24 protein-coding genes and 2 pseudogenes are annotated in these 25,110 nt (G+C 66.9%); 9 read left to right on the top strand and 17 right to left on the bottom strand.

The features are described 5' to 3' along the window. Positions 1-69: 69 nt before the first annotated feature. Complete coding sequence (locus AC5Y7D_RS05530; RefSeq protein ID WP_499922303.1) at positions 70-1,491, bottom strand: PPE family protein; 1,422 nt, start codon at positions 1,489-1,491, stop codon at positions 70-72. Between the two features lie 178 nt (positions 1,492-1,669). On the opposite strand from AC5Y7D_RS05530, the gene AC5Y7D_RS05525 reads away from it, so the two are divergent. Together AC5Y7D_RS05525 and AC5Y7D_RS05520 are read left to right on the top strand one after the other, a co-directional pair. Next, positions 1,670-2,479 carry a class I SAM-dependent methyltransferase gene (locus AC5Y7D_RS05525; RefSeq protein WP_499922302.1) on the top strand — a complete coding sequence of 270 codons (810 nt, stop codon included), beginning with the start codon at positions 1,670-1,672 and terminating at the stop codon, positions 2,477-2,479. A 56-nt stretch (positions 2,480-2,535) separates the two neighbouring features. Beyond that, positions 2,536-3,243 (top strand): zf-HC2 domain-containing protein, encoded by a 708-nt coding sequence (locus AC5Y7D_RS05520; protein WP_499922448.1) that lies wholly within the window; start codon positions 2,536-2,538, stop codon positions 3,241-3,243. Here AC5Y7D_RS05520 and AC5Y7D_RS05515 read toward each other — a convergent pair. Further along, positions 3,193-5,482: pseudogene (locus tag AC5Y7D_RS05515) on the bottom strand (heavy metal translocating P-type ATPase); the annotation flags it as partial. The gene AC5Y7D_RS05520 and the pseudogene AC5Y7D_RS05515 overlap by 51 nt on opposite strands. 103 nt (positions 5,483-5,585) lie before the next feature. Between AC5Y7D_RS05515 and sigC the strand changes: the two are divergent. Next, positions 5,586-6,152 carry an RNA polymerase sigma factor SigC gene (gene sigC / locus AC5Y7D_RS05510; RefSeq protein WP_499922301.1) on the top strand — a complete coding sequence of 189 codons (567 nt, stop codon included), beginning with the start codon at positions 5,586-5,588 and terminating at the stop codon, positions 6,150-6,152. A gap of 7 nt (positions 6,153-6,159) precedes the next feature. On the opposite strand, the gene AC5Y7D_RS05505 is transcribed toward sigC, so the two are convergent. Together AC5Y7D_RS05505 and AC5Y7D_RS05500 are read right to left on the bottom strand one after the other, a co-directional pair. Then, positions 6,160-6,966 carry an SDR family NAD(P)-dependent oxidoreductase gene (locus tag AC5Y7D_RS05505; protein ID WP_499922300.1) on the bottom strand — a complete coding sequence of 269 codons (807 nt, stop codon included), beginning with the start codon at positions 6,964-6,966 and terminating at the stop codon, positions 6,160-6,162. Between the two features lie 35 nt (positions 6,967-7,001). Continuing rightward, positions 7,002-7,694 carry an SDR family oxidoreductase gene (locus tag AC5Y7D_RS05500; RefSeq protein WP_499922299.1) on the bottom strand — a complete coding sequence of 231 codons (693 nt, stop codon included), beginning with the start codon at positions 7,692-7,694 and terminating at the stop codon, positions 7,002-7,004. A 123-nt stretch (positions 7,695-7,817) separates the two neighbouring features. Here AC5Y7D_RS05500 and AC5Y7D_RS05495 point away from each other — a divergent pair, with 123 nt between their 5' ends. Continuing rightward, positions 7,818-8,336 carry a CGNR zinc finger domain-containing protein gene (locus tag AC5Y7D_RS05495; protein WP_499922447.1) on the top strand — a complete coding sequence of 173 codons (519 nt, stop codon included), beginning with the start codon at positions 7,818-7,820 and terminating at the stop codon, positions 8,334-8,336. Here the strand turns inward: AC5Y7D_RS05495 and AC5Y7D_RS05490 are convergent. The 7 genes from AC5Y7D_RS05490 to AC5Y7D_RS05460 form a co-directional block, all read right to left on the bottom strand. Beyond that, positions 8,324-9,097, bottom strand: coding sequence for a 5'-methylthioadenosine/adenosylhomocysteine nucleosidase (locus tag AC5Y7D_RS05490; protein WP_499922298.1), 774 nt, complete (start codon positions 9,095-9,097; stop codon positions 8,324-8,326). The two genes, AC5Y7D_RS05495 and AC5Y7D_RS05490, sit on opposite strands and share 13 nt — an antisense overlap. 5 nt (positions 9,098-9,102) lie before the next feature. Beyond that, entirely contained in the window at positions 9,103-9,315 is a 213-nt protein-coding gene (locus AC5Y7D_RS05485; protein ID WP_499922297.1) for a hypothetical protein, read from the bottom strand. Between the two features lie 124 nt (positions 9,316-9,439). Further along, on the bottom strand, positions 9,440-9,904 hold the full coding sequence (locus AC5Y7D_RS05480; protein WP_499922296.1) for a winged helix-turn-helix transcriptional regulator: 465 nt from the start codon (positions 9,902-9,904) through the stop codon (positions 9,440-9,442). A 12-nt stretch (positions 9,905-9,916) separates the two neighbouring features. Next, positions 9,917-10,438 carry a PaaI family thioesterase gene (locus AC5Y7D_RS05475; RefSeq protein ID WP_499922295.1) on the bottom strand — a complete coding sequence of 174 codons (522 nt, stop codon included), beginning with the start codon at positions 10,436-10,438 and terminating at the stop codon, positions 9,917-9,919. Between the two features lie 77 nt (positions 10,439-10,515). Beyond that, the gene (locus AC5Y7D_RS05470; RefSeq protein ID WP_499922294.1) at positions 10,516-10,962 is read right to left on the bottom strand and encodes a PaaI family thioesterase; all 447 of its coding nucleotides are present in this window, start codon (positions 10,960-10,962) and stop codon (positions 10,516-10,518) included. A gap of 7 nt (positions 10,963-10,969) precedes the next feature. After that, the gene (locus tag AC5Y7D_RS05465) at positions 10,970-11,743 is read right to left on the bottom strand and encodes a DUF2127 domain-containing protein (protein ID WP_499922293.1); all 774 of its coding nucleotides are present in this window, start codon (positions 11,741-11,743) and stop codon (positions 10,970-10,972) included. Between the two features lie 83 nt (positions 11,744-11,826). Continuing rightward, positions 11,827-12,201 (bottom strand): carboxymuconolactone decarboxylase family protein, encoded by a 375-nt coding sequence (locus AC5Y7D_RS05460; protein WP_499922292.1) that lies wholly within the window; start codon positions 12,199-12,201, stop codon positions 11,827-11,829. Positions 12,202-12,278: 77 nt separating this feature from the next. Here AC5Y7D_RS05460 and AC5Y7D_RS05455 point away from each other — a divergent pair, with 77 nt between their 5' ends. From AC5Y7D_RS05455 to AC5Y7D_RS05445, 3 genes and pseudogenes are all read left to right on the top strand, one after another. Beyond that, the gene (locus tag AC5Y7D_RS05455; RefSeq protein ID WP_499922291.1) at positions 12,279-12,551 is read left to right on the top strand and encodes a metal-sensitive transcriptional regulator; all 273 of its coding nucleotides are present in this window, start codon (positions 12,279-12,281) and stop codon (positions 12,549-12,551) included. A gap of 21 nt (positions 12,552-12,572) precedes the next feature. Next, on the top strand, positions 12,573-12,977 hold the full coding sequence (locus tag AC5Y7D_RS05450) for a DUF302 domain-containing protein (RefSeq protein WP_499922290.1): 405 nt from the start codon (positions 12,573-12,575) through the stop codon (positions 12,975-12,977). A gap of 46 nt (positions 12,978-13,023) precedes the next feature. Next, a pseudogene (locus tag AC5Y7D_RS05445) lies at positions 13,024-13,458 on the top strand (nuclear transport factor 2 family protein); the annotation flags it as partial. Between the two features lie 12 nt (positions 13,459-13,470). Here AC5Y7D_RS05445 and AC5Y7D_RS05440 read toward each other — a convergent pair. Next, a complete protein-coding gene (locus AC5Y7D_RS05440; RefSeq protein WP_499922289.1) occupies positions 13,471-14,076 on the bottom strand; it encodes a class I SAM-dependent methyltransferase in 606 nt (201 codons plus the stop codon). A 68-nt stretch (positions 14,077-14,144) separates the two neighbouring features. On the opposite strand from AC5Y7D_RS05440, the gene AC5Y7D_RS05435 reads away from it, so the two are divergent. Further along, entirely contained in the window at positions 14,145-17,303 is a 3,159-nt protein-coding gene (locus tag AC5Y7D_RS05435) for an ATP-binding protein (protein ID WP_499922288.1), read from the top strand. Further along, complete coding sequence (locus tag AC5Y7D_RS05430) at positions 17,300-18,121, top strand: SDR family oxidoreductase (RefSeq protein ID WP_499922287.1); 822 nt, start codon at positions 17,300-17,302, stop codon at positions 18,119-18,121. The genes AC5Y7D_RS05435 and AC5Y7D_RS05430 overlap by 4 nt, the downstream gene beginning before the upstream one ends. Positions 18,122-18,127: 6 nt before the next feature. On the opposite strand, the gene AC5Y7D_RS05425 is transcribed toward AC5Y7D_RS05430, so the two are convergent. The 5 genes from AC5Y7D_RS05425 to AC5Y7D_RS05405 form a co-directional block, all read right to left on the bottom strand. After that, positions 18,128-19,132: an FUSC family protein gene (locus AC5Y7D_RS05425; protein WP_499922286.1), complete on the bottom strand. Its 1,005-nt coding sequence runs from the start codon at positions 19,130-19,132 to the stop codon at positions 18,128-18,130. Positions 19,133-19,152: 20 nt separating this feature from the next. Then, on the bottom strand, positions 19,153-20,874 hold the full coding sequence (locus tag AC5Y7D_RS05420; protein ID WP_499922285.1) for a PE domain-containing protein: 1,722 nt from the start codon (positions 20,872-20,874) through the stop codon (positions 19,153-19,155). Positions 20,875-20,953: 79 nt separating this feature from the next. Beyond that, a complete protein-coding gene (locus AC5Y7D_RS05415) occupies positions 20,954-22,489 on the bottom strand; it encodes a flavin-containing monooxygenase (protein ID WP_499922446.1) in 1,536 nt (511 codons plus the stop codon). Positions 22,490-22,506: 17 nt separating this feature from the next. Further along, entirely contained in the window at positions 22,507-24,306 is a 1,800-nt protein-coding gene (locus tag AC5Y7D_RS05410) for a flavin-containing monooxygenase (RefSeq protein WP_499922284.1), read from the bottom strand. Positions 24,307-24,372: 66 nt separating this feature from the next. Continuing rightward, positions 24,373-25,014, bottom strand: coding sequence for a TetR/AcrR family transcriptional regulator (locus tag AC5Y7D_RS05405; protein WP_499922283.1), 642 nt, complete (start codon positions 25,012-25,014; stop codon positions 24,373-24,375). Between the last annotated feature and the right edge of the window lie 96 nt (positions 25,015-25,110).

Genomic DNA, 25,110 nt, shown 5'->3' with positions numbered 1-25,110 from the left:
CCGAGGGTGTCAGCAGCCGCTTGCCCGTTTCTTGCGTAATCCTTGGAAGCGCAATCCGGGGAGTGCGAATCATCGGCGTCCCCGTGTTGCGCCGGCGTCGGCGGGCCAGGTGGCGGGAAGCAACGGAACCGTGCTGCTGGTTCCGTCGGCCGTCAGGTGGGCCAGTCCGGCGGGTACTCCGGTGGTCGTCGCTGTCGTTCCGGTGAAGCCGAGGGCGCCCGCGCCCAGACCGCTCGCGGTCGGGCGGTCGGCGTCACTGTCGTCCTCGTGATCAGGAGACTCGTCCAATTCGGCTGATAAGTCGAGGAATTCGTCGCGGTGGCCCCGCACCCCGGCCTTGGCCCGCCGGCGGCGGTGACTGGCCGCCCGGCCGGCGACGGCTCGGGCAGGGGCAGCCGCGCCGATGCCGCCCGGCACGGTGTCGGAGGCGGTCACCCCGGTCCTGGGACCGGAACCTACCCCGGGCGGGGCGAAGCCCGCCACGGCATAGCCGACGACGGATGCCGGCGGCGGGCTGGCGACCGACGGTGCGGTGGTGGCACCGGGAGCGGGATTGCTCACCGGTGCTCCTGGACCGGACAGCGGCGAAATAGCGGGAGCGAGAACGATATTCGGGTGTGATCGCATCCCGGCAGCGGTGCCGGGTTCGGCGGTGACCGGCAGCAGCCCGGCCGGCGGGGCGCCGTTCAGGAACGGGGCCAACAACCGCAGCGCACTCAGCGCGCTCAGGGCAGGGGTGAAGAACGGCAGCAACAGAAGGGAGTACGAGGCGTAGTACGGGTACCAGAGAATGTCGTACAGGAACAGCGCGATGAGCGCGAGAGCGACTGTGGTGGCGGGACTGAACCCGAATTGCTGGAAGAATTCCAGGAAGTACTGGTACGGGTTGGCGAGGAAATTCTCCAGGTCGGTGATCAGTTGCGCGATCGAACCCAACTCGGCCGGCGGGGCGACTTGGGCTTCGGCAGGGTTGGCGCGGATGGGTGGTGCCGCTTGGGTCGTCGGTACTGCCGACATCGCCGCCGCGGTCACGGCCTGGTAGACGGCCATCGTCTCAGCGGCTTGCACCCACATTCGGGCGTAGTCGGCTTCATTGAGCGCGATCGGAATGGTGTTGATACCGAAGAAGTTGGTGGCGGTCAGCACGCCGTGCACAACGTGGTTGGCGGCCAGTTCCGCCAACGTCGGCATGGCCGCAACGGCGCTGCCGTGTGCGGCGGCCGCCGTGTCGTGCTGTACGGCGCTGCTTTCGCTGTCGATCGCGGCTTGTTCCAGCCACGCGAGGTAGGGGCCGTGTGCGGCCACGTACTTGGTGGCGCTGCTGCCCTGCCAACTGCCGGCTGCCACCTCGGCCAGCACGCGACTCAACTCGGCGGCCGCGACGGCGTACTGGCCGCCGAGCTCCCGCCACTGTGCCGCAGCAAGCAGCAGTGATCCCGGACCGGGGCCGGCGTTCAACAGCGCCGAATGCACCTCTGGAGGCAGGGCCATCCATATCGGGGCGGTCAGGCCTCCACCTCCTCGCTGGGATCGCTGGCGCGGGTATTGCAGCGGGGCGGACAGCGTCTCTGCTCCGGCCCGTCGTGTTCTAGTCGTCTCGGGTAGGTGGAAAGTTCCCGGACCCCCTCGTGCGGCTCGGCACGGTCGGGTCATCAGTACTGTCTGACCTATGCCAGTCTTCGACGCCCGTCACCTCGCCGGGGTATCCGAGACCGCACTGCTGACGCTGCATCAGCGGGCGACCGAGGCCGCCCGGCCGGACGGCGTCATCGACGACCCGATGGCCGTCGCTCTGCGCGACAAGATCGCCTACGACTACCACCATTTCGGCCGCACCCACCAAGCCACCGCACTGCGGGCGCTGGCGTTCGACAACGCCGCCCGCGACTTCCTGTCCACTCATCCGCGCGGGACCATCGTGGCGCTGGCTGAAGGGCTGCAGACCAGCTTCTGGCGCCTCGACAACGGAGAACTCAGCTGGCTTTCGGTGGACCTCGAGCCGATAGTGGAGATACGCCGACAATTGCTCCCGGCATCGAACCGGTTGCGGTACTGCGCCCAGTCCGCGCTCGACTACTCGTGGATGGACCAGGTTGACGACACCCACGGTGTGCTCATCACCGCCGAAGGTCTGCTGCAGTACTTCGAACGGGATACGGTGTTCGACCTGATTGGAGCCTGCGCGAGGCGATTCCCCGGTGGCTGGCTGGTTTTCGACAGCATCCCGCGTTTGTTGAGTGTGTATTCGCGCCGACGTGGCTTCCGGCTCAGTGAGTTCTACACGGCCCCGCCGATGCCGTTCTGGTTCACCGCCAACCAGTACCCCGAGCTGCGTGTGATCCCGGGCGTCAGCGCGGTGCGCGAGCTGCCGCCACCGCGGGCCCGCGGCAGGCTTCTCCCGAAGGTCGTCGCATTGACCTACCGGCTTTCCGCCTTCGAGCGGCTCCGGGCCCCCAACACCCTCGTCGAGTTCGCATGATTTCCGGCCTTAGGCCGAGCGGGAACAAATCCGCGCTCATGGGCGACTATTAAGGCATGGATTGCGAGGTGGCGCGCGAAGCGCTGTCGGCCCGACTCGACGGCGAGCGGGAGCCCGTGCCGTCCGCCCGGGTCGATCAACACCTGGACGAGTGCGGCGCTTGTCGCGACTGGTTCGAAAAGGTGGATCACCAAGCCCGCCAACTGCGTCGCCTGGTCGAGTCGCGACCGGTCATTGCGCCGGTCGGGTCGGCCGGGGTTCCCCGGACCGCGGCACCTCGACGACGCTTCGGGCTCAGTTGGCGACGCTGGGCGCTGTTGGGCGTGGGAGTCGCGCAGATCGCCTTGGCGGTCGGGCAGGGCGTGGGCCTCGACATGGGTCTGGACCACCAGAATGCGATGGACAGCGCCAGCCATCTGCTCAACGAATCCACGGCGTGGTCGGTAGCGCTCGGCGTGATCATGGTGACCGCCGCGTCGTGGCCGGCCGCGGCCGCGGGGCTCGCCGGCGTTCTGACGGTCTTCGGTGCCGTTCTGGCTTTCTACCTCGTCACGGACGCGGCCTCGGGTGCGGTCACCACCGGGCGGATTCTGACCCACCTCCCGGTGGTCATCGGCGCGGTCCTGGCGACCATGGTGTGGCGGACCACGTCGGCGCCCGACCCGGCGCCGCAAGCGGCCGAACCAGATATTGTATTGCCGCACAACGCATCCCGCGGGCGACGCCGCGGCCACCTGTGGCCCACCGACGGCTCGGCGGCCTGAACGTCGGCTAGCGGCGGGCCCCGAAGTCGCGCAGCCGCAAGCTGTTCGACACGACGAAGAACGACGAGAACGCCATCGCAGCTCCGGCCACCAAAGGGTTGAGCAAGCCGGCGGCGGCGATGGGAATCGCCGCAATGTTGTAGCCGAATGCCCAGACCATGTTGACCTTGATGGTGCGCATCGTCGCGGCGGCCAGGCCCAGCGCCAGCGGAACCACTTCGAGATCGTCGCGGACGAGGATGACATCGGCGGCGCCGATCGCCACATCGGTGCCGCGTCCGATGGCCATTCCCAGATCGGCGCGCGCCAGGGCCGGACCGTCGTTGATGCCGTCACCGACCATGGCGACCACATGCCCGCGTTCCCGCAGTTGCTCGATCACGTCGACCTTGCCTTCGGGCAACACATCGGCGATCACCTCGTCGATGCCGACACGGGCGGCCACCGCGGCCGCCGAACCCGGGTTGTCGCCGGTCAACAGGACGGTCCGCAAACCACGCTCGTGCAGCGCCGCCACGGCGTGCACCGCAGAGTCCTTCACCGCGTCGGCCACCGCGATCACCGCACCGGACGCACCGTCAACCTCGACGAATACCGCTGTCTCGCCGCGTGATTCGGCATCACGGCGCGCGGCGTTCAGTTCCGCCGAACCATCGGGAGCACCGATCCAGGAAGGCTTACCGACCCGCACCGCACGGCCCCGCACGGTGCCGCTGACGCCGCGCCCGGGCACCGCCCGGAAGTCGGCGACAGAATCCGGGTGCGGCGCGGCCGCGGCGATGGTGAGGCCGAGGGCGTGCTCGGAAGCCGCCTCTACCGCCGCGGCCAGCTGCAGTACCTCGTCGGCATCCCAGCCCGGGGCTGCCGTGACCGCACTGACCGCCAGCGTGCCGGTGGTCAAGGTGCCGGTCTTGTCGAAGACGACCGTGTCGACAGCGCGGGTGGCTTCCAGAGCTCGGTGACCCTTGAGGAAGATGCCCAGCTGGGCGCCGCGCCCGCAGGCCACCAGCATCGCGGTCGGGGTCGCGAGCCCGAGCGCGCAGGGGCAGGCGATGACGAGGACCGCGAGCGCCGCCGAGAACGCCCGTTCGGGGCCGGCGCCGGCGACCAACCACGCAGCGGCGGTGATGCCGGCGATGGCGAATACGCACGGGACGAACACGGAGGCGATGCGGTCGGCCAGGCGCTGCGCGTCGGCCTTCTGCACCTGAGCTTCCTCGACCAGCCGGACCATGCCGGCGAATTGCGTGTCGGCGCCGACTGCGGCTGCCTCTACGATCAGTCTGCTGTCGAGCACCACGGTGCCACCGATCACCTGGGCACCGGGATGGACTTTCACCGGCTTGGCCTCGCCGGTCATCGCGCTCACGTCCACCGCTGCGCAGCCGTCGACAACCAGGCCGTCGGCGGCGATCGTCTGCCCGGGCCGTACCACGAAGCGCTGCTGTTCCTTGAGCTGGTCGGCCGGGACCACCGATTCGGATCCGTCGGGCTGCAACACCGCGACGTCCTTGGCGCTCAAGGCGGCCAGTGCCCGCAGCGCTCCCCCGGCCCGCGACTTGGCCCGTGCCTCGAAATACCGTCCTGCCAGTACGAATACCGTGACACCCGCGGCCACTTCGAAGTAGATGGCGTCACTGCCGAGCAGCGCCTGCCACACTCCCCTGCGTTCGACGGACTGGTGGCTGCCGAACGCGGTGTGCAGCGACCACACCGTGGCGGCAGTGATACCGACCGAGATCAGCGTCTCCATGGACGCGCCCCCGTGCCGGGCGTTGCGCAGCGCAACGCGGTGGAACGGCCACGCGGCCCAGACCACCACCGGCAGCGCCAACAGGGTGAGCACCCATCCCCAGCCGGTGAACCGGGAACTCGGCACCACCGCGAACAACACCGAAAGGTGTGCCAGCGGTACGAAGAAGACGGCCGCGACGGCCAGCCGGACCAGCAGATAGCGGGCATGTTCGGCGTCTGGGTCGTCGGCGCCGTCGCTACCGGCACTACGCGGTTCGGCCTGATATCCGGCGCGCTGCACGGCGGCGCACAACTCGTCGGTGGTCAGATCGCCGGTGAGCTCGAGCGTTGCCACCCTGGTGGAGAGATTGACCGAAGCCCGGACCCCCGGCAGCTTGTTGAGGGTGGACTTCACCTTGTGCGCGCAGGCGATGCAGGACATCCCGGTGATGTCGAGTTGTATTCGCTGCACATCCGGGCGTGCCTCCGTTGTTGCCGTCGTCACGAAAATCCTCGCCTCCTGCTGACTCGTCCCCTGGACAAGTCGTTCCAGCCGGTTCAAGAGTTCCCTGCGTTCTCGTAATCCGCATGCCCTACGCTCGAAACCCGTGGCCCCGGGCAGTGACGGACAAACTTTCGACGACCAAGTTACCGATCTCGCCAGATCGGCGGGGCGCGGTGACCGGGCCGCGCTGTCCGAATTCATCCGACTCACCCAGCGCGACGTGTGGCGGATGGTGGCCTATCTCGCCGATCCGGCCAGTGCGGACGACTTGACCCAGGAGACGTTCCTGCGGGCCATGGGTTCGCTGCCCGGATTCACCGGCCGTTCGACCGCCCGGACCTGGCTACTGTCGATCGCCCGTCGTGTCGTCGCCGATCACTTCCGTTCCAAGACGCGCCGGCCGCGTACGGCACAGGTGAGCGACCTGGACGAGGTGCTCGGAGCTCACCGGCGCGGCAGCCGGATTGAGAACATGGTGGAGATCCGCATCCTGCTGGACGGACTGGACCCGAAACGACGGGAAGCGCTGATCGTCACCCAGGTTCTCGGGCTGTCCTACGCCGAAGCGGCCGAGGTCTGCGGGTGTCCGGTCGGCACCATCCGCTCGCGGGTGGCCCGGGCTCGTGACGATCTACTGCGGGCGGCCGCGCAAGGCCACTGCGCAGGCTAGCGGACGCTCACCTGCGTTTCATCGCGGGGTGACTGCGAGTCAGCAGCGGCAGCATCCATTCGGGTGGCGCCACCCGGAACAATGCCGACGAGACCCGGTTGGCCAAGCCGGGTACCACGACGGCTTTGCCGGCTTTCAGCCCGTCGATCCCGGCCTGCGCGACCTGTTCGGCGGGTATCCACATGACCCGCGGAAGCGCCGCGTCGGCTTCCTCCTTGGAGAACCCGGCCGCCTCGCCGAATCCGGTGTCCACCGGTCCGGGGCACAGCGCCGTCACCGAGACCCCGGTGCCCTTCAGCTCGCCGCGCAGGCTGTGGGTGTAGGACAGCACGAATGCCTTGGCGGCGCCGTAGGCCGCCTGCCCGGGCAACGGGCCGAACGCGGCCACCGACGCCACGTTCAGGATCGCGCCCCGATGGCGGTCCACCATGCCGGGCAGGAATCTGCTGCACAGGTCGACCACCGCCGCCACGTCGACCTCAACCAGGTTGAGTTCTTTTTCCGGATCGGATTTCGCGACGACTCCCAGCGTTGACAGGCCCGCGTTGTTGACCAGGATGTCGGGGGTCAGGCCGAGGTCGCCCACCCGATCGGGCAGAGCCGCGCGATCGCTGCGCTGAGACAGGTCGGCCGGCAGTGGATGCGCGGCGGACCCGAGCCGTCCGGCCAGCGCCTCGAGCCGATCGGCGCTGCGGGCGACCAGAACCAATTGGTAGCCCAGTTTCGCCAGGATCTTGGCGATCTCTTCACCAATGCCCGAGGATGCGCCGGTCACGATGGCGGCGCTGTTGGTAACTGCCGGTGGGAGAGCCATATCGTGACCGTACCCGCGAGCACCGTCCCGGGGCCTCATCCGACGCGCAGTGCCTCGACCGGTCCGGACAGTACCGACTTGACGTAGCGGGTGATGTCGTCGGCGAGTACTTCCGCCTCCCCGCGCTCGACGCCGTCAACGATGTCACGGGCCACGTCGCGCGGGTCGTTCTTCGGGGCGTCCACGTCGGCGACCATGTCGGTATCGGTGTAGGCCAGGTGGACGCCGGTGACCGAGGTGCCCTGCCGCTCGAGTTCGATACGCAGCGAATTGGTCGCCGACCACAGCGCGGCCTTGGAGGCGCCGTAGGCACCGAAACCGCCCACCCAGGACAGCACCGAGTGGATGTCCACCAGCGCCCCACCGCCGTTGCGGGCCAGGATCGGCGCGAACGCCTGAGCGATCCGGACCGCACCGAAGTAGTTGGTTTCGAAGATTCCTCGAATCTCCGCAATGCCGGTGTCCAGTAGGCTGTGGCCGCCCATGATGCCCGCGTTGTTCACCACGATCTGAGCGTCGGGGGCCTTATCGGCAAGGGCCGCAACGGATTCGGGATCGGTGACGTCGAGTGGCAGACTCACCACACGCGGGTCGGCGCTGGGCCGGGGGGCCCGCGCGGTGGCGTACACCTTGGCCGCACCGCGCTGCAGGAGCTCATCCACGATCGCCTTGCCGAGCCCACGCTGCCCGCCGGTGACCACCACCGTCGCCCCGTTGATGCTGACCATGTTCGGCTCCTTGTCGTACGTTGTCGAGGGGTTGATGACATAGACAACTATGCTTTGGTTATGTCCATTCCGTGGCCTGCGTCACAGCGCTATCGACTTGCCCCGGCGCCCGGCGGTCTCGCCCTGGTGCAGGACTTCCTCAACACGGTGCGAATCGGCGACTATGGCCCGGATCTGCTGGCAGACCCGGCCCTGGCCCGTACCTGGGCGGCTCATGCGTCGCGTACCTGGGCGGCCGAGCGCGGCCTCGACGTCACACCGCCCGCACTGAGCGACGCCGATGTGGCACGGCTTCGCATCTTGCGCCACACCATTGCCAAACTCGTCACCCGCGCACCGGCGGCCTGGGAAGCCGGCTCGGTTGCCGCCACCTTCGCCGTGTCCGAAAGCGGCCAGGTGCGCCTGAAACCCATTGGCAATGGCTGGCGTTGGTATGCGGCCGCGCTGTGGACAGAGATCCTGCACAGCCAGCAGGGCGACACCTGGCGTCGGCTCAAGCAGTGCCGCAATCCGCACTGCGCATCGACCTTCTATGACCGGTCCAAGAACAACAGCGGCGTATGGCATGACGTGAAGACATGCGGGAATGTCGCGAATCTGCGGGCATCCCGGGCACGTCGCAAGCACGGTCAGCCGGGCTGAAACCGGGAGTCCAGCACCGGTAGCACGCGCAGCAGGATGCGGGCGGAGGCGGTCGCCGCCTCACCTGCGAACCTGTTGAAGTCAATGCTGGAGTCGGTGCCGGCCAGGTCCGACAGCGCCCGCACGACCAGCCATGGAATGCCGAAGGATTCACAGACCTGGGCGAGCGCGCCGCCCTCCATCTCGACGGCCAGACCGCCGAAGTCGTGGTGCAGCCTCTCGCGGGTGCTCTGACAATGCAGGTACTGGTCACCGCTGAGGATGGTGCCGTAGTTGATGGTCGGAGGCCGGCCACTGCCGCCGGCGGCGGCGGACAGGGTAGGCAGGTCGACGCCGTTGAGTCGGCGCTGCACGAGCGCGAGCAGTTCGGGATCGACCGGGTAGCCGAACCGATCGGTCGGGTTGATGAAGGAGACATGGCCGGGTTGGTAGGGATGCAACCGCTCGTCTTGCAGCAGTCCGGAGTCGTGCTGCACCACCCGGTCGGCGATCACGATGTCGCCGATGCTCAGCCGGGGATCCAGCCCGCCTGCCACACCAGTGAAAACGATTGCACGGCAATCGAAACGGTCTGCCAGCAACGTGCTGACCAGACCGCTGTTGACCTTACCCATGCCGGCTGCAGCCAGTACCACCGGACTGGCGGCCAATTCACCGCTGTCGAAGGCGATGCCGGCGATCTCCAGGCGTCTCGCTCCGGCCAACACCGCGCGCAGGTGGGCCAGCTCTTGCGGAAGCGCGCAGATGACGCCGATCGTCACCGTTGTCAGCAGCGCTCGGCGCCGCGCCGCATAAGGTTCGGGCCGCTGACCGTCTTCGGCCGCCGTCCGCGCAGCATGGCGTGCCAGGCGTGGCAGGCGCGCACCCGGATGGGTGTGGCGACGTCGGAGCCACCGGGGCTCGGGCCGATCCAGTTCTGCAGTGCTGTCACGGTGTTGTCCTTTATCGGAGCGACTTCGGGGAAATCGCTTGGTGACATTTCAGCGCACTCTTTTTACCTACACACCGCGACACGGTGAACAGCGAGGAAAGCGACCCGGATTCGGGCTGTGCGCTTTGCCACAGCCGGGTGGGTACGCCGACGGTGTCACAGCAGTTGCCTTTCACGGCTTCGCAATTCGCATTGTGACGTCGGTAAGCGAAACACCATGGCCGGCGTTACATCGAACCTGTGGCACCACGGGCGCGCCACAGCCCTCGTGCACCAGTTCCATTCCGGATTCTGCCCGCAGCATCCTGCCGAATTCGATCAAGCTGATAAGCACCGGGAACAAGTCGCGTCCCCGATCGGTGAGCACGTACTCGTAGCGGGTGCGCTGACCGGGTTCTCGGTAGGGTTGCTTTTCCAGCAGTCCCGCGTCCACGAGCTGCCGCAACCGCTTGGCCGCGATCTGTTCGGTGACCCCGGCGCGGCGCGCCAACTCGTCGAAACGCCTTCCGCCCCAGAATACTTCGCGCAACAGCACCATCGCCGAATGGGTGCCGATGAATTGGAGCGCGTACTCCATCGGGCACCAGTCGGCCGCCGTCCACCGGTCCCGATCACTGAGCCGTCCCGACAGTTTCACAGTGCCTCGATGTCACGGATTCAAGATGAGGCAGTTGCTGGTGGCAGTGGCCAGCAATTTGCCGGCGCCGGTAGTCAGTTTCGCTTCGGCCAGCGCAGTGCGCCGGCCCAGGTGAGTGACCGTGCCGGTACACCGGACGGGCCCGGTCTCGACGCTGATCGCCCCGATGAACCGCACGGACAGATCCAGACTGGTGTAGGCCACCCCGGCCGGGAGCATGCTGTGGACGGCGCAGGCCGCCGCCGAATCCAGCAGCGTGCAATACATTCCGCCGTGCACCGATCCGATCGGGTTGTAGTGGAACTCGGCGGGCGTCAGCGTGAACACCGCCGTACCCGCGGAAACGTGTTCGAGCCGGCCACCGATGGTGCTCATCACCGGCGGCTGCGGGATCTCGCCGTTGACCATGGCCTGCAGGAACTCCAGGCCGCTGCGGCTTCGCGCGGCCTCAGCGGGGCCGAGAGGATCTGACCACTCGATGGTCCGGAGTCGTTCGGTTTGCCCGCTGTCAGGAGCGCACGTGGTTTCGCTCATACCGGGCATCGTGCTAGCTGACTAAACTCTAGTCAAGTCAGCGTCCGGGGTCGCCTCGGTCACCTGCGTCTCCTCGACTACCCGGCCTCCGCCACCGCTGTCATGGTGGCGAGGATGGTGGCCACGTGCTTGGAGTTGTCCCCGGACACGGCATAGGCGTCGCCCCGGCAGACGGTGAGATTCCGGCCGGGACGCAGGACCTGGCCGCGTGCCCGTAGCCGCTCCCCGACTGCCGGGGCAAGCAGGTTGACCTTCAGTTCCACCGTCAGCACCCGCTGCCTCGATGCCATCAGCGTCAGCGCAGAGTAGCCGCACGCGCTGTCGAGAATGGCTATGCTGACGCCGGCGTGGAAGAACCCGTCCTGCTGGGTCAGCCCTGGGGAGTAAGGCAACTCGATCTCTACGGAACCCGGCTCGACGATGCGCAGGTCAGCACCGAGCGTAGCCATGAGCCCCTGCAGCGCAAAGCTTTCCCGAACTCGCCGCCGGTAGTCGGGATCACGCGGTTCGAAAGCGGAGGACATGGTCGGCTCAGGCCACTGTCATCGCCGCGCGTTCCAGGTCGAGAAGTTGCTCACCATGCCGTTCTTCTTCGTAGGCGGTTCGGCCGCCCCGCAACCCGAACAGGCGTTTGGAGATCAGCAGGTACAGCACTGCGGCGATGTTGATGGTAAGGGTGACCAACCGGGTCGTCGTGATGCCCTTGAGTAGATCGTGGACCTCCAGCGGCAGGAAGACCGAGGTGGCGACGACAGCGAAGTATTCTCCCCAGCGTTTCATCAGCCACAGGCCGACGCCTTCGACGACCTGCAGCACGGCATAGGCGGCGAGCAGGCAGGTGATCAACGTCAGCGTGGACGGTTTTGCGGCCAAGGCCTTTTCCAGCTCGTGGATCGCCGACATCTGGTCGACCTTGAATCCGGCGGCACGAAAGACCGGCAGGTCGCGGTCGAGGGTGGCCTGGATAGCCCCGCGCGACCCGCGGAACGTCCACACCGCCCACGCCGCCAGCCCCAACACCACGGCCCGTCCCAGCCGCTCGACGGCCAGTGCCCGGATGATGATGGCCTGCCGTAATGCCTTGCCGCGCATGATCATCGGCGCATCCTCGGGATGCCCGCGGCCGTGCGGTTCGCCTAGTGCGAAATCACCGCACCGCAGACAGCGCCACACCTCGCCGAGCTCGGTCTTGGCACTCAGCCGCTCGGCCAGCTGCTCGTCGTCCGGGGCATAGGTCGCGTGGCCCGATACCGCGCAGGTGACCAATTCCCACCGGTTGACGGCGCGATTCTTGCGTTTCCCCACGTGCGCTCCTTCGGCGATTTTGACGCCGATCATTCAACGCAGGCAGCGCACCGCGCAAGGCGACGCAGTTCGATGAGCTGAAACTATGTTGCGGACCCGGCGTCGGCGAATTCGCAGAACGCGGCGTAGGCGCGGGCGCCGTAGATGGTGGCCGGCCCGCCGTGCATCATGATGCTGACACCGACCGCCTCGGCGGCCTCCTCCTTGGAGGCTCCGGCGCGGACCGCCGCTTTGGCGTGGGAGGCGATGCAGCCGTCGCATCCGTGCACCACTCCGATCGCCAGCGCCATCAACTCCTTGTACTTGGCATCCAGGGCGCCCGATGCCATGGCCGCTTTGCTCATCTCGCCGAATCCGGCGTACACGCCCGGGATCATCTGGCGCAGCGCACGATGTTGCGGGTTTAGGTCATCCAGAACGCCTTGGTGAACGTCGTGGTGACGGTGCTGTTGATCCATGACCTCAGTGTATACCAATACCGGTAGGGGTATGGCTATAGTGGAGAGTACCCACGCAAGTCACAGGAAGGCATCCGATGAACTCTGACGAAGACACGATGGGCGCGGTGCTCAATCGGTTGCGACGCGCGCAGGGCCAACTCGGCGGCGTCATCGCGATGATCGAGCAGGGCCGCAACTGCAAAGACGTCGTCACTCAACTCGCCGCCGTATCCAAGGCACTCGACCGGGCCGGCTTCAAGATCGTGGCGTGCGGCTTGCGTGACTGCATCAACGGCACCACCCAGCACGGGGACGCGCCACCCCTGAGCGAAGCCGAGTTGGAAAAACTCTTCCTGGCGCTGGCCTGAACCGAAAGAGAGGATTTAGTCATGACATTAGGAACAGCCGGTTTGACCGCTACGCTGCACACGTCGTTCGGCGATGCCGTTGAACAGACCACGCAGGCACTTGCCGAACAGGGCTTCGGCGTACTGACTCGCATCGACGTCAAAGCGACGCTCAAGCAGAAGCTCGACAAGGACATGGAGGACTACCTGATCCTCGGCGCCTGCAATCCGCAGCTTGCGCATCGTGCCCTGGACGTGGACCGCCAGATCGGCCAGCTGCTGCCGTGCAACGTGGTGGTGCGCGCCGCCCAGGACGGCGGTGTCCTGGTGGAGGCGATGGACCCCCAGCTGATGGTCCGCGTCGTCGACCAACCGGGGCTGCAGGAGATCGCCGACGAGGCTGCCGCCAAGCTGCAGGCCGCCATCGGCGCACTCAACGAGGACTAGTCCACACGGCCCGGTGCCGCGGCAATGACGGAAACGTGAAGATCGCCAGGACATTTCCGAGCTGCTGGTACGCTACGCGACGGGCATCGACTGTCGCGACTGGACGCTGTTCACCGAAAATTGCGAACTGGACTACGGCGAAATCGGTTCCTGGACCGGAGTCGACGAAGTCACCCACTTCACGGAAAAGGTGCACGCGTTGGCCGGCTATACGTTGCACCGGTTGAGCACTCAGCAGATCACCGTCAATGGTGACAGCGCGGTGGCCCGTACCTACGTCGACGCGTTGATCATGGCCGTGGACAACCGAAGCGGCGGCCGTGGTGTCAATGGCATCGGTTTCTACGATGACGAGATCGCACTCAAGGCCAGTGGCACGTCTTCCCGCGCGGCGCTGCTGTGTCTGCCCACCCTGAGCACTCACGGGTACGAGGTGATCACGCGTCAAGAGTTCATGCTTGCGCCCGAAGCGACGCGCTGACTCGCCTGCCGATCACTCCGGCGCCTCGGGCACGGACTGCCAGCTGATCAAGACACGTCCGTAGAGCAGGCGCCGGATGCGGGCTCCGGGAAGCACCGCATGGACGTGAGCGCGCAATTGAGAGAAGTTGTCCGGTGGTGGCCACTTGATGGGAGCGCTGTGCTCCCATTTGCCTTTGACCCGATTCACGACGCCGCATGCGATCCACGATGTTGCGTGCCAAACGGTTTCTCGCACTGATGGTTTGACGAACGTCACCACCGCCAGCGTCCCGCCGGGTCGCACCAGGCCGGCCAGCCGCGCCAACGCCGCCCGAGTGTCGTCGATGTGGTGCAGCGCGGCGTTGGAAACCACGGCGTCGAATTCGGGCAGTTCGACCGTGATGACGTCGCCGCAGGTCCACTGGACCCGCGTCCCCGCAAACCGGGCGCTCGCGCGCTGCAAGACCTGCTCGTCGATGTCGAGAGCGACGACCCGGGGAATCCGCTCGGCCAGCCGGGCAGCCAGAAAGCCGTCACCGCAACCCACGTCGAGAACCCGCTGGGCGCCGGTTGGGACCTGGGCATCGACCAGCGCGTCGTAGTGGATGTTGATATTCCAGGGTGGTTGCGCCGACATCTGATCCAACGTAACCGTCGGACCCTTATCCTTCGATTGACGCAGCAACCCGGATCGGTGGTGCAGGCATGACGGACGCGGCTCACACCTGCGTGACGTGCGGTACCGAGCTACGACCCGCCGCGAAGTTCTGCGACGATTGCGGGTCGCCCGTGACGGTCCGCAGTCCGGCGGAGTACAAGCAAGTGACGGTGTTGTTCGCCGATGTTGTGCATTCGATGGACATCGCCACCGCGGTGGGGCCGGAGCGGTTGCGCGAAATCATGACCGACCTGGTGACAGCCGCGGCGGCGGCGGTGCAACGGTTCGGCGGCACGGTGGACAAGTTCACCGGCGACGGCATCATGGCGGTGTTCGGCGCGCCGGTTGCGTTGGAGGACCACGCGTTTCGCGCGTGCCTGGCGGCGTTGGGGATTCAGGACGAGGCCCGGCGGCTGGCCGTTGCGGTGGCCGACCGTGATGGGGTGCAGCTGCTGGTGCGGGTAGGCCTGAACTCCGGTCAGGTGATCGCCGGTGAAATCGGTTCTGGCGCTTTGGGTTACACCACCATCGGCGAGCAGGTCGGGATGGCCCAGCGGATGGAATCGGGGGCCCCGCCGGGCGGGGTGATGCTCAGCGAGTCAACCGCGCGTCTCGTCGAGGACGCCGCGGTGCTGGCCGAACCGGAGCTGGTGCACATCAAGGGCGCCACCGAGCCGGTGCGGGCACGACGGCTGGTCGCGACAACCAGCGCCCATCGCGGGCGCAGCGGCCCGCAACTGGTCGGTCGCATCTGGGAATTGAACACTCTGACCGGACTATTGGAAGAGGCGATCGGCGGCGCCGGCTGCGTGATCGGCGTCATGGGGCCACCGGGCATCGGCAAGAGCCGCATCGTGCGCGAAGCCACCACGCTGGCCGCAAGCCGCGGAATTCCCACGTTCGCCACCTACTGCGAATCCCACACCAGCGACATCCCCTTCCACGCGGTGACCGGCCTGCTGCGCTCGGCGATGGGAATCAACGACAGCGACGACAGCACCGCACGCGCCCAGGTCCGCGCCCGTATCCAGGGAGCCGATCCTGAAGACTTGCTGCTACTCGACGACCTGCTGGGCATCGCCGACCCCGCCGTCGGCCTTCCCGATATCGAGGCCGATGCCCGGCGGCGGCGGTTGACCGCACTGGTCAATGCCGCATCCCTGGCGCGGCACGAGCCGGCACTGTATGTGATCGAAGACGCCCACTGGATCGACGAGGTCAGCGAGTCGATGCTGGCCGATTTCCTGGCGGTCATCCCGCACACGCCGTCGCTGGTGCTGATCACCTACCGCCCGGAGTACCGCGGCGCGCTGGCGACGATCTCCGGCACGCAGACCATCGCATTGCGTCCACTGAACACCAGACAAACCGCCGCGCTGATCGGCGAGTTGCTCGGCACCGACTCCTCCGTGCAAGCCCTTGCCGAGGTGATCGCCGAACGCGCCGGCGGTAACCCTTTTTTCGCCGAGGAGATCGTGCGGGACCTATCCGGAAGCGGGGCGATTCGGGGCGTCCAAGGTTCTTATCAACTTGACGGAGCGGTCAACGACATCACGGTGCCGCCCACATTGCACGCGACTATCGCGGCGCGGGTGGACCGTCTCAGTTCGGCCGCCAAGCGCACGCTGGGCGCCGCGGCCGTGATCGGGTCCCGGTTCAACCCCGAACTGGTAGCAGCACTGGGGACCGAGCCGGTCTTCGACGAGCTCGTCAACGCCGAGCTGATCGATCAGGTCGGATTCACGCCCCGGGCAGAGTATGCGTTCCGGCATCCCCTGGTCCGTACGGTGGCCTACGAGTCCCAGCTCAAGGCGGACCGCGGCGACTTGCACCGTAGATTAGCCGGCGCGATCGAGACCGGCGCGCCTGAGTCGGCTGACGAAAACGCCGCGCTGATCGCCGAGCACCACAAAGCCGCAGGCGATCTGCATGCCGCATTCACTTGGCACATGCGCGCCGGGGCCTGGCTGACCCGCCGCGACCGCAAAGCGGCACGCGCCAGTTGGCAGCAGGCACGAGACGTGGCTGACCGATTGCCCCCAGCGGATCCGCAGCGCGCGACGATGCGTATCACCCCGCGAACACTGCTGTGCGCCAGTGGCTGGCTCGCCGGTGGCAGCCTGGAAGACACCGGCTTCGAGGAGCTTCGTGATCTTGCCACCGCGTCGGGTGACAAAGTCTCGCTGGCCATGGCAATGGCGGGCTGGTTGCCGGCGTTGATCGTCCACGCCCGATTCGTCGAAGCTTCGGGACTGGCTTCCGAATTCGCAGACCTCCTTGAATCCCTCGGTGACCCGACGCTGACCGTGGGGCTGCTCTACAGCGCGATCACCGCCAAGCTTCAACGCGCTGAGGTCGCTGATGCCTTGCGATTGGCGCAACGCGTGATCGACCTCGCCGACGGCGACCCCACCATGGGCGATCTAATCATCGGATCCCCGTTGCTCGCCGCCACCCTGCTGCGCGGTTTCGCGCTTGCCTACCTCGGCAATCCGGGGTGGTCGGCCGATGTCGAGCAAGCCGTCACCATGGCGCGTGGGTTAGATGCGACGTCGCGCGCTTTGATGATCTTCTTCAAGTACATGTTGGTTAATAACGGGCTGTGGGCGCCAAGTGCGGCGGCGGTCCAGGAAACACGCGAGGTGTTGGAACTCGCCGAACGATCCGGTGACGATTTCACCCTGGCCTGTGCCCGGTTTCCGCAAGCTATCGCGCTCATGGCCTGTCCCGAACCACAGCGCCAGGCGGCCTTTCCGCTGCTGGCCGCGGCCCGTGACACCGCACTGCAAGAGAGATTCACTCTGCTGGCGGCCACCTGGGCGAATCTGATGGTTGCTGCGGAGAAGGCGCGGGCCGGCGAAGTCGATGAAGCGATCGAAATGGCGCGCGCGGCCGTTGAACACGAATATGCCTGCGCCGACATGATGTATCTGGCGGCGGCGACCGCCCACCTGGTTGCAGTCCTACTGTGCCGAGGGGGTCCAGCCGACGTGCAGGAAGCGCAAGCGGCCGTCGACCGCCTGGCGGCGGTGCCGACCGAGCCCGGCTTTGTCATCAACGACATCTGGGTGCTGCGCATGCGGGCTCTGCTGGCGCAGGCGACCGGTGACGACGCGGCGTATCGCGACTACCGCGACCGATATCGCCAGATGGCGAATTCGCTTGGCTTCGAAGGACATATCGCCTGGGCAAAGGAGATGGCGTGACGGCGCGTCGAGAAGTCCTGGCGGTGATCGGCGTGGGGGGCATGGGCCGGGCGATCGCCCGGCGCCTGGGTTCGTCCAAGACGGTGCTGCTGGCCGACAACAACGAGGAGTTGCTGACCTCGGTGGCCGAGGCGCTCTCCGCCGAAGGCTATGACGTCCGGAGTGAGCTGATCGATGTCTCCTCGGCCGAGTCGGTGCGCGCGCTTGCCGAATTCGCCGGATCACTGGGCCACCTCACCCAATTGGCCCACACCGCCGGACTGTCGCCGGCGCAAGCCTCCGCCGAAGCGATCCTGGCGGTCGACCTGCTCGGCGTTGCCCTGGTGCTGCAGGAATTCGGCGACGTCATCGCGCCGGGCGGCGCGGGCGTCGTCATCGCCAGCATGGCGGGCCACATGTTCCCGCCGCTGTCCGCCGAACAGGAAAAGGCGCTGGCGCACCATCCACCCGCCGAACTGCTCACCCTGGACTTCCTGAGCAAGATCGACGAACCGGCCTTCGCCTACCCGATTGCCAAGCAAGCCAACCTGATTCGTGTCCGCGCCGCCGCCGCATCATGGGGACGCCGCGGTGCCCGGATCAATTCGGTCAGCCCCGGCATCATCTCCACCCCGATGGGCCGGCAGGAACTCGCCTCACCCGTCGGCGACGGCATGCGAGCCATGATCGCCATGTCCGGTACCGGGCGCATCGGCACCCCGGACGACATTGCGGCGGCGACGGCGTTCCTGCTTGGCCCCGACGCCACGTTCATCACCGGTACCGACTTGCTGGTGGACGGCGGTGTCATCGCCGCGGTGAAGGCGGGGACGCCGTAGGGGGGGTCACTGTCGCAGATCGATCACCCGCAGCAGATCGTCGGCGCACGCCTGCACGACGTTGGCCAACTCCAGGCCTGCAAGATCGGCGGCCGTCGATTCCGCGGACGATGCACATCCGCAGGCGGCATCCGCGTGGGCGGTCGCGGCGCCGGCATCGCGCTCGACTTCCGAGAGACCTGCCACAAGCTCACCGATCGCCGCATGCACCGGTTCGGGCAGCCCGTCACCGGCCGCCGCCATGCGAGCCAGGTGCAGCACCGAGCCGGCGAGCAGAGTCAGTTGCGCGGCCTGTCGATCCGCGCTTTCAATGGCGGCGCGGGCCTTCCGGCGCAGTGGGGCGAACCGCGCCAACAAGCGCGCGTGATAACGGGCTTCGATGAGGTCGTCCAGCCGCTCATGCACCTGATCGGCCGCCGGCAACAGTCGATCTCGCTGCAGTAGAACCTCTTTCAGGGCCTCCAGCACGCCGGCCCGCGCGTCGCGGATGAGGGATACCGGTTCGGCCGGAAACAGCACCAGACTCAGCACCAAGGCCAGACCTCCGCCGATCATGGCTTCCTGCAGACGCTCGAAGAGGCGGTCGCCACCGCTGATCGCCATCACCAGGATCGCCGACCCGGCGGTCTGATTGGCGAATGTCAGGCCCTCGCCCAGGAACCCGTGGCCCACCAACACCGCAATGCACAGCGCGATCAGCACCGCCCCGGACATCGCGATCCATTCGCTGCCGAGCAGCAGTTGCACCGCAGCACCCAAGCAGATTCCCAGGGCCACACCGCAGATGTTCTGCAGCACCCGTTGGGCATGAAAGACGTTGCTGGCCGAGAGCGTGACCGCCGCGGTGATGGGTGCGAAGAACGGATCCGGGTGCCCCAGCAGGTCGTGGGCGAGATACCACGCCAGTCCGGCGGCGCCCGATGCCTGCACAATCGCCCAGAAAACGTCGCCCAGACGACGAACCGCCAGCCGGCCGGTGCCTCTTGTCCTGGTGAGCAGCGAAGCGTCCATCACGCTTGCTTACACCAGGATCAGCGAATGGTGTACTCGTGCAAGCTCTGGCCGGATCCCTCACTGACGGTGACATAACCCTGGCCGTCGTGGTGGAAGGCGATCGCCTCGCCCTGGGTCTCGCTCACCACCGGCCCGTCGACCGGCCGCTGACTGAACGGCGACCAAGCGCTGGTGCTGGGCGCACGATCCCACAGCAGGACGTCGCGATAGGTGCGAACCGCCAGTTGGGAGCCGTCCTGGGAGAAGTCGGCGCCGGTGACGAGTTGTGACCCGGAGTCCGAGAGGTCCAGCGTGGCAACTTGGTTCAGCTGCCGTGGTGCCGCGCCGCTGCCGGCGTTGCTCCACCCGCTGTCGGGTGTCGCGTACACCCGCGAGATATCACCGTCGGTCTTCTCGACCAGCACCAGGTTGCTCGACTTGGGATCGACCGCCAACGCCTCCGAGTTCAGCTTCTCGCCGCCGGGATAGACCACGCGGAGTTCCTGGACCCCGGACAGCGAACCACTCGTCGGGTTGGCTGCGGTGCCGGTGACGATCGGCTCGGGAACGCGGTAGACGACGACGTCGTTGCGCGAATAACCGTTGTCGCCGATGTCCCCGACGTAGATGTATGACCTGCCATCCGGCCCTCTGGCGACCTCGATGTCCTCCCAGTCCCTGGCCGTCGCGCCGGTGAGTTTGTAGGTGGCCAGCGTCTGACCGGTCTTGGCGTCGACGGCGAAGATGCGCGCGGAGTCGCCGGAATCGTTGTGCACCCAATAGACATCCGGGTTGTTGATGCCGGCGTCGATGCCGGAGATCTCGCGCAGATTGGCGTCGCTGACGGTCCCGCCATTTTCGGAGTCGAGGTTGCCGTCGCGGGCCGCGTCGACGGCGTTCTGCCCGGGCGGGTTACCCGGGTCGGTCGGAGTGCCCGGGTCGGTCGGAGTGCCCGGGTCGGACGGGCCGCTGACCTTGGCACCCGCCGTGCCCTGCGCGCCGTCGTTGCCGGCGAGTTGTCCGCGGGAGCCGCCGGCCCCGCCGGCACCCGGTTGTTGACCAGACCCGCCGGCACCGCCCCTGCCGCCGTCCCCGACCAGCCCGGCGTCGCCCCCGGCGCCGCCGGAACCGCCGATTGCGCCGGATCCACCCATCCCCCCGGCCCCGCCGCTGCCCCACAACACCCCGCCGTTGCCGCCGCGGCCGCCCGCCGGAGCCGGCGCGGTGGCATCGATACTCACGCCGCCCTGACCACCCGCACCGCCGTTGCCGATCAGCCCGGCGCTGCCACCGGCCCCGCCGGCCTGACCGGCCGCGCCAGATCCACCCCTTCCGCCATCGCCGTACAGCAATCCCCCGGCTCCGCCGTCCTGACCGGTGCCGGCGCTCCCGTCGGCACCGTTGCCGATCAACGGACGGCCGGTGAGCGCCCGGGTGGGCGCATTGATCAGGTCAAGTGCCTGCTGCAGCGGGTTGACGTTGGCCGTCTCAGCCGCGGAGTACGAGCCCGCGCCGGATGACAGGAGCCGCACAAACTGCCGGTGGAACGCCTCGACCTGCGTGTTGAGCGCCTGGTACTCGCCGGCGTGACCGGCGAATAACGCAGCGACCGCCGCCGAGACCTCGTCCTGGGCCGCGGCGAATATCGTCGTCGTGGGAAGCGCCGCGGTGGTGTTCGCGGCGCTCAGCGCCGCGCCGATGCCCGCCAGATCCGACGCCGCCGACGACAACAATTCCGGGACCGCTACCACATACGACATCGCTGACCTTCCGGCTATATAATCAATCAATTGATCGTATGCATGGCACGGGCCGGCGCGGGCAGTTTTTCACAAAGAATCAGTCAGTTGATGATTTATGTCCGGTTAGCGCGCTCTGAGTGGCAGTGACCGGCGACGCGACCCGCTCGTGCACCCAGTCGCCCGGCCGGACCCGCCAGGTACGCCGCGCGTACTCCAACTCGGTGTAGGGCCACTGGGTCACGATGCGCCCGCTGGGCGAGCGGAAGTAGCTGTCGCACTGTGTCCAGATGGTGCGATCCAGATCCGCGGAGAGCCGGTCGTTGTACCGGCGCTCTGCCTCCGGATGCACATCGAGGTAGCCGCCCCGGCGGGCGATGCGCGACACCGCGCTGGCCACCAGCCTGGCGCCCGCCTCGAGGATGTAGACGATCGAATTGCCCCCCTGGTTGGTGTTGGGTCCGTAGAGCATGAAGAAGTTGGGAAATCCCGACACGGCAACCCCCAGGTACGCGCTGGGGTCCGCACCCCAGCGTTCGTGCAGTCGTTGTCCCCGCGCGCCGATCACCTCGATGCCGGACAGGTAGCGCGAAGTCTCGAACCCGGTGGCCAGCACCACGGCGTCGACGTCGACCGCGGCTCCTGCGGCGGTAACGACCGACGTTTTGGTGAACCGCTCGACGGGATCGGTGACGAGAGTGACATTGTCCCGTTGCAACGCCCGGTAGAAATCGTCGCCCAGCAACACGCGCTTGCAGCGGAACGGATAGTCCGGCGTCAGAGCGCGGCGCAGGGCCCCGTCGGACACCGTGCGCTCCAAGAACGATGTCGCGAACTGCGACCGCGCCGTGACCACCGGATCGTCGGCCATGGTCGCGGTGTTGTCGTGCTGGAACTTCCAGATCTGCCAACGCGCGCGCCGGGCGGCCAGTGGGTTGCGCCGGAACCGCGCCAATTCGCTTGCGCGGTAAGGGCGGTCCTCCTTGGGCACCATCCAGGGCGGTGTCCGCTGGAACACCGTGACATGTCCGGCGGTCTTGGCGAGTTCTGGAATGACCTGTACGCCGCTGGCCCCGGTGCCGATCACAGCCAACCGTTTACCCGCGAGGTCCACCGCATGATCCCATTGCGCGGTGTGCATTAGGGTGCCACCGAATTCGGTCAGTCCAGCGATGTCGGGCAGTCGCACCGATCCGAAAAGCCCCGCGGCGCAGACGACGACGTCGGCGACCAGGTTCTGTTCTGCGCCTTCGCGATCCAGCTGAACGCTCCACCGCCGGGCATCCCCGTCCCAGCGCGCGGATCGCACCCTGGTGTTGAGCAGCAGGTGGCGGCCGAGATCGAAATCGTCGACCACCGACTCCAGGTAGGCCAGTATCTCGGGCTGACGGGCGTAGGTGCGGCTCCAGGACCTGTTGAGCGCAAACGAAAACGAGTAGAGGTGGCTCTGAATGTCGCAGGCCGCCCCCGGGTAGGTGTTGCGCCGCCAGGTGCCCCCCACACCATCACCGGCCTCGATGATCACCAGGTCGTCGATGCCGGCGCGGCGCAGCGCCACCGCGGCGCCCAGGCCGCCGAACCCCGCGCCGATGATCGCCACCTTGGGGGAGGGACGCCGTCTGGTCGCTGCCCGCATCCGCCCGACGACGTATCTCACGGAACGTCCCGCGTGCGGTGTACCTCGAAGCCCGCAAGGTCCCCGTCCGCCCGCCACGCCGCCAACAGGTCGGCGTATTCGGTGGGACCACCGAAGAAGAAGCTGCCCTGCCGAGTCTTGGCGTCCGCCTTGCCTTCTCGGTTGTAGTAACCCGGCGTGCAGGTCTTGGCCCGCTCAGCGGTGCCCGCCGAACGTTGGACCACCGTCTCGACCCACTCGGCTTCGGCACCCGCCGAAGCCTCGACTTCGTCGACACCGTGTTGCAGCGCCCACGCGATGATCCACGCGGCATGGGTGGCCTGCACGTCGAGCAGGTAGGGAAAGTTCACGGTGAGCCCGGCCTGGGCGATGCTCTCGATGAAGCAGTTCGGAAAACCGTTGGTGCACAGACCCTGAAATGTGCGCACCCCATCGCGCCACCGCTCGGTCAGCGTGACGCCGTCGCGGCCGATCAATTCGAACCCGGTACGACGGCAGTAATCGGTGCCCACCTCGAATCCCGTTGCGAAGATCAGACAATCCAGCTCGTAGGTCACCCCGTCGACCACCACGCCCGCCTCGTTGATCTGTTCCACGCCTCGCCCCCGCGTATCGACGAGCGTCACGTTGGCGCGGTTGAACGTCTGCAAATATTCGTCATGAAAGCAGGGCCGCTTACAGAAGTAGCCGTACCAGGGCTTGAGCGCCTCGGCCGTCTTCCGATCGACCACGATCTCGTCGACGCGCGAACGGATCTCCTCCATCTTGGCGAAGTCAGCGATCTCGATATCCCGGGTGCGTTGCTCGGGACTGATGGTCGCATCAGTGTCGTGGCGCATCACCGGCAGCTTGCGGGTGATGCTCGTCCAGGCGTCGGCGACCAGGTCCTCCTCCGCCCGGCCACCGGAAGTCAGTATCTGGAAGTTCTCTATCCGTTCGCGCTGCCATCCCGGTTGTAAAGCGTTGGCCCACAAGGGGTCTGTCGGGCCGTTGGCACGGATGTCGACCGAGGACGGAGTGCGCTGGAACACATACAGTCGTTGGGCCGCCGCGCCGAGGTGTGGCACACACTGAACCGCGGTGGCGCCGGTACCGATGATGCCGACCCGCTTGTCCGCCAGATTCTCCAGGTCGCGGCCGGTGTATCCGTAGTCCCAGCGGCTGGTGTGAAACGTGTGGCCACGAAACTCGTTGATCCCGTCGATACCGGGCAACTTGGGTTTGGCTTGGTAGCCGTTGGCCATCGTGACGAACTTCGCCCGCATTTCGTCACCGTGGTTTGTTCTGATGATCCAGCGGGAAGTGTCGGCATTCCAGCGGATTTCATGCACATCGGTCTGCAGGCACGCGTCCCGGTACAGATCGAAGTGTTCGGCGATGCGCCGGCAGTGCGCGAAGATCTCCGAACCCTTCGCATACTTCTGTTCGGGGACGTAGCCGAGTTCTTCCAGCAGCGGGATGTAGACATAGGACTCGACGTCGCAGGCGATCCCCGGATAACGGTTCCAGTACCAGGTGCCGCCGACGTCGGCCGTCCTATCGATCAGCCGGATGCTTTCCACCCCGAGTTGCCGTAACCGCACGCCGGTGAGCAAGCCGCCGAATCCGGCGCCGACTATCGCCACGTCGACCTCGTCGGTAATCGGCTCGCGGGTGAAGTTCTTGTCCGCCCACGGGTCATCGGCAAACCGGGCGAACTCGCCCGCGATCTCCACATACTGCGCGATCCCGTCGGGTCGCAGCCGCCGCCCGCGTTCCTGTGCGTACCTCCGGCGCAGCGCTTCGACGTCGAACGTGCGCCCGACAATTTCGGTCAAACCCTCGACCCCACTCCCTGTGAGCCCGGCGTTATTAATCGATCGCTTGATCGCATCTAGCCGATGCTAGCTCGCGGTCGCGAATAAATCCCCTCTGACCATGACTTTGGCCGCACTCAACGCGGCCTGGTACTCCTCCGGCGGCAGGGCGGCAGCCAGCTCGGTGAGGCCGTAGATCAGCGCGTAGATCGCCTCTTCGGTCCCATGCAGGTCGGGATCGGCACCGAGTTCGCCGTTGCGCCCGGCCTGCGCCACCAGACCCGCGATGATCTCGCGGAACGTCTCGAACCGAGGTTCGGCTGCCGGCGCGTCACCGGATTCCGGCGGCACCCCCCGATCGAGGAGGTGCTCTGCCCGGATCGCCCATTCGAACGCGGCCAGATCCGGAAACTCGCGCATCAAGGCTCCGCATTCGTCGAGGACGGCCTCGATTCGATCGACGGCATCGCCGGGGACCGTGGCCGCCTTCCGCAACCGCGGAATGGCGGCATCGGCCCTGGCCTCGATCGTCGCCCTGAGTAGCTCCGCCTTGTTGGGGAAGTAGTTGTACAGGCTCGCGCTGGTCACGTCCGCCATCCGGGCGATCTCCCGGATGGTGGCCTTGGCGTAACCGACCTGCGCCACACACTTCATCGTCGCGATGATGATCCGGCGGCGAGTCCCTTCACCACTTGCACCGACGGGTCGGCCCAGCTGCGTTCGGGCCATGGTGGGACGTGTACCTCACTTGGGAATCTGTCCGGCTGGCAAGCCGGTGGGGACGTGGTCGAATATATTCGACCGATCGATTAGTTCCTGCATCTG

This window comes from Mycobacterium sp. NGS49, assembly GCF_059812565.1.
Note: the sequence above shows the minus strand (reverse complement) of the source record. Positions and strands in the feature narration are given on the sequence as shown.

What these genes read in the sequence shown, in the direction of transcription:
- AC5Y7D_RS05520 (WP_499922448.1), top strand. Translation starts at nt 2,536, where the DNA reads ATGGATTGCGAGGTGGCGCGCGAAGCGCTGTCGGCCCGACTCGACGGC.
- AC5Y7D_RS05475 (WP_499922295.1), bottom strand. Translation starts at nt 10,438, where the DNA reads ATGAGCGAAACCACGTGCGCTCCTGACAGCGGGCAAACCGAACGACTC.
- AC5Y7D_RS05455 (WP_499922291.1), top strand. Translation starts at nt 12,279, where the DNA reads ATGAACTCTGACGAAGACACGATGGGCGCGGTGCTCAATCGGTTGCGA.
- AC5Y7D_RS05485 (WP_499922297.1), bottom strand. Translation starts at nt 9,315, where the DNA reads ATGTCACCAAGCGATTTCCCCGAAGTCGCTCCGATAAAGGACAACACC.
- AC5Y7D_RS05420 (WP_499922285.1), bottom strand. Translation starts at nt 20,874, where the DNA reads ATGTCGTATGTGGTAGCGGTCCCGGAATTGTTGTCGTCGGCGGCGTCG.
- AC5Y7D_RS05500 (WP_499922299.1), bottom strand. Translation starts at nt 7,694, where the DNA reads ATGGTCAGCATCAACGGGGCGACGGTGGTGGTCACCGGCGGGCAGCGT.
- AC5Y7D_RS05435 (WP_499922288.1), top strand. Translation starts at nt 14,145, where the DNA reads ATGACGGACGCGGCTCACACCTGCGTGACGTGCGGTACCGAGCTACGA.
- AC5Y7D_RS05405 (WP_499922283.1), bottom strand. Translation starts at nt 25,014, where the DNA reads ATGGCCCGAACGCAGCTGGGCCGACCCGTCGGTGCAAGTGGTGAAGGG.
- AC5Y7D_RS05530 (WP_499922303.1), bottom strand. Translation starts at nt 1,491, where the DNA reads ATGGCCCTGCCTCCAGAGGTGCATTCGGCGCTGTTGAACGCCGGCCCC.
- AC5Y7D_RS05425 (WP_499922286.1), bottom strand. Translation starts at nt 19,132, where the DNA reads ATGGACGCTTCGCTGCTCACCAGGACAAGAGGCACCGGCCGGCTGGCG.
- AC5Y7D_RS05505 (WP_499922300.1), bottom strand. Translation starts at nt 6,966, where the DNA reads ATGGCTCTCCCACCGGCAGTTACCAACAGCGCCGCCATCGTGACCGGC.
- AC5Y7D_RS05460 (WP_499922292.1), bottom strand. Translation starts at nt 12,201, where the DNA reads ATGGATCAACAGCACCGTCACCACGACGTTCACCAAGGCGTTCTGGAT.
- AC5Y7D_RS05450 (WP_499922290.1), top strand. Translation starts at nt 12,573, where the DNA reads ATGACATTAGGAACAGCCGGTTTGACCGCTACGCTGCACACGTCGTTC.
- AC5Y7D_RS05440 (WP_499922289.1), bottom strand. Translation starts at nt 14,076, where the DNA reads ATGTCGGCGCAACCACCCTGGAATATCAACATCCACTACGACGCGCTG.
- AC5Y7D_RS05470 (WP_499922294.1), bottom strand. Translation starts at nt 10,962, where the DNA reads ATGTCCTCCGCTTTCGAACCGCGTGATCCCGACTACCGGCGGCGAGTT.
- AC5Y7D_RS05525 (WP_499922302.1), top strand. Translation starts at nt 1,670, where the DNA reads ATGCCAGTCTTCGACGCCCGTCACCTCGCCGGGGTATCCGAGACCGCA.
- AC5Y7D_RS05415 (WP_499922446.1), bottom strand. Translation starts at nt 22,489, where the DNA reads ATGCGGGCAGCGACCAGACGGCGTCCCTCCCCCAAGGTGGCGATCATC.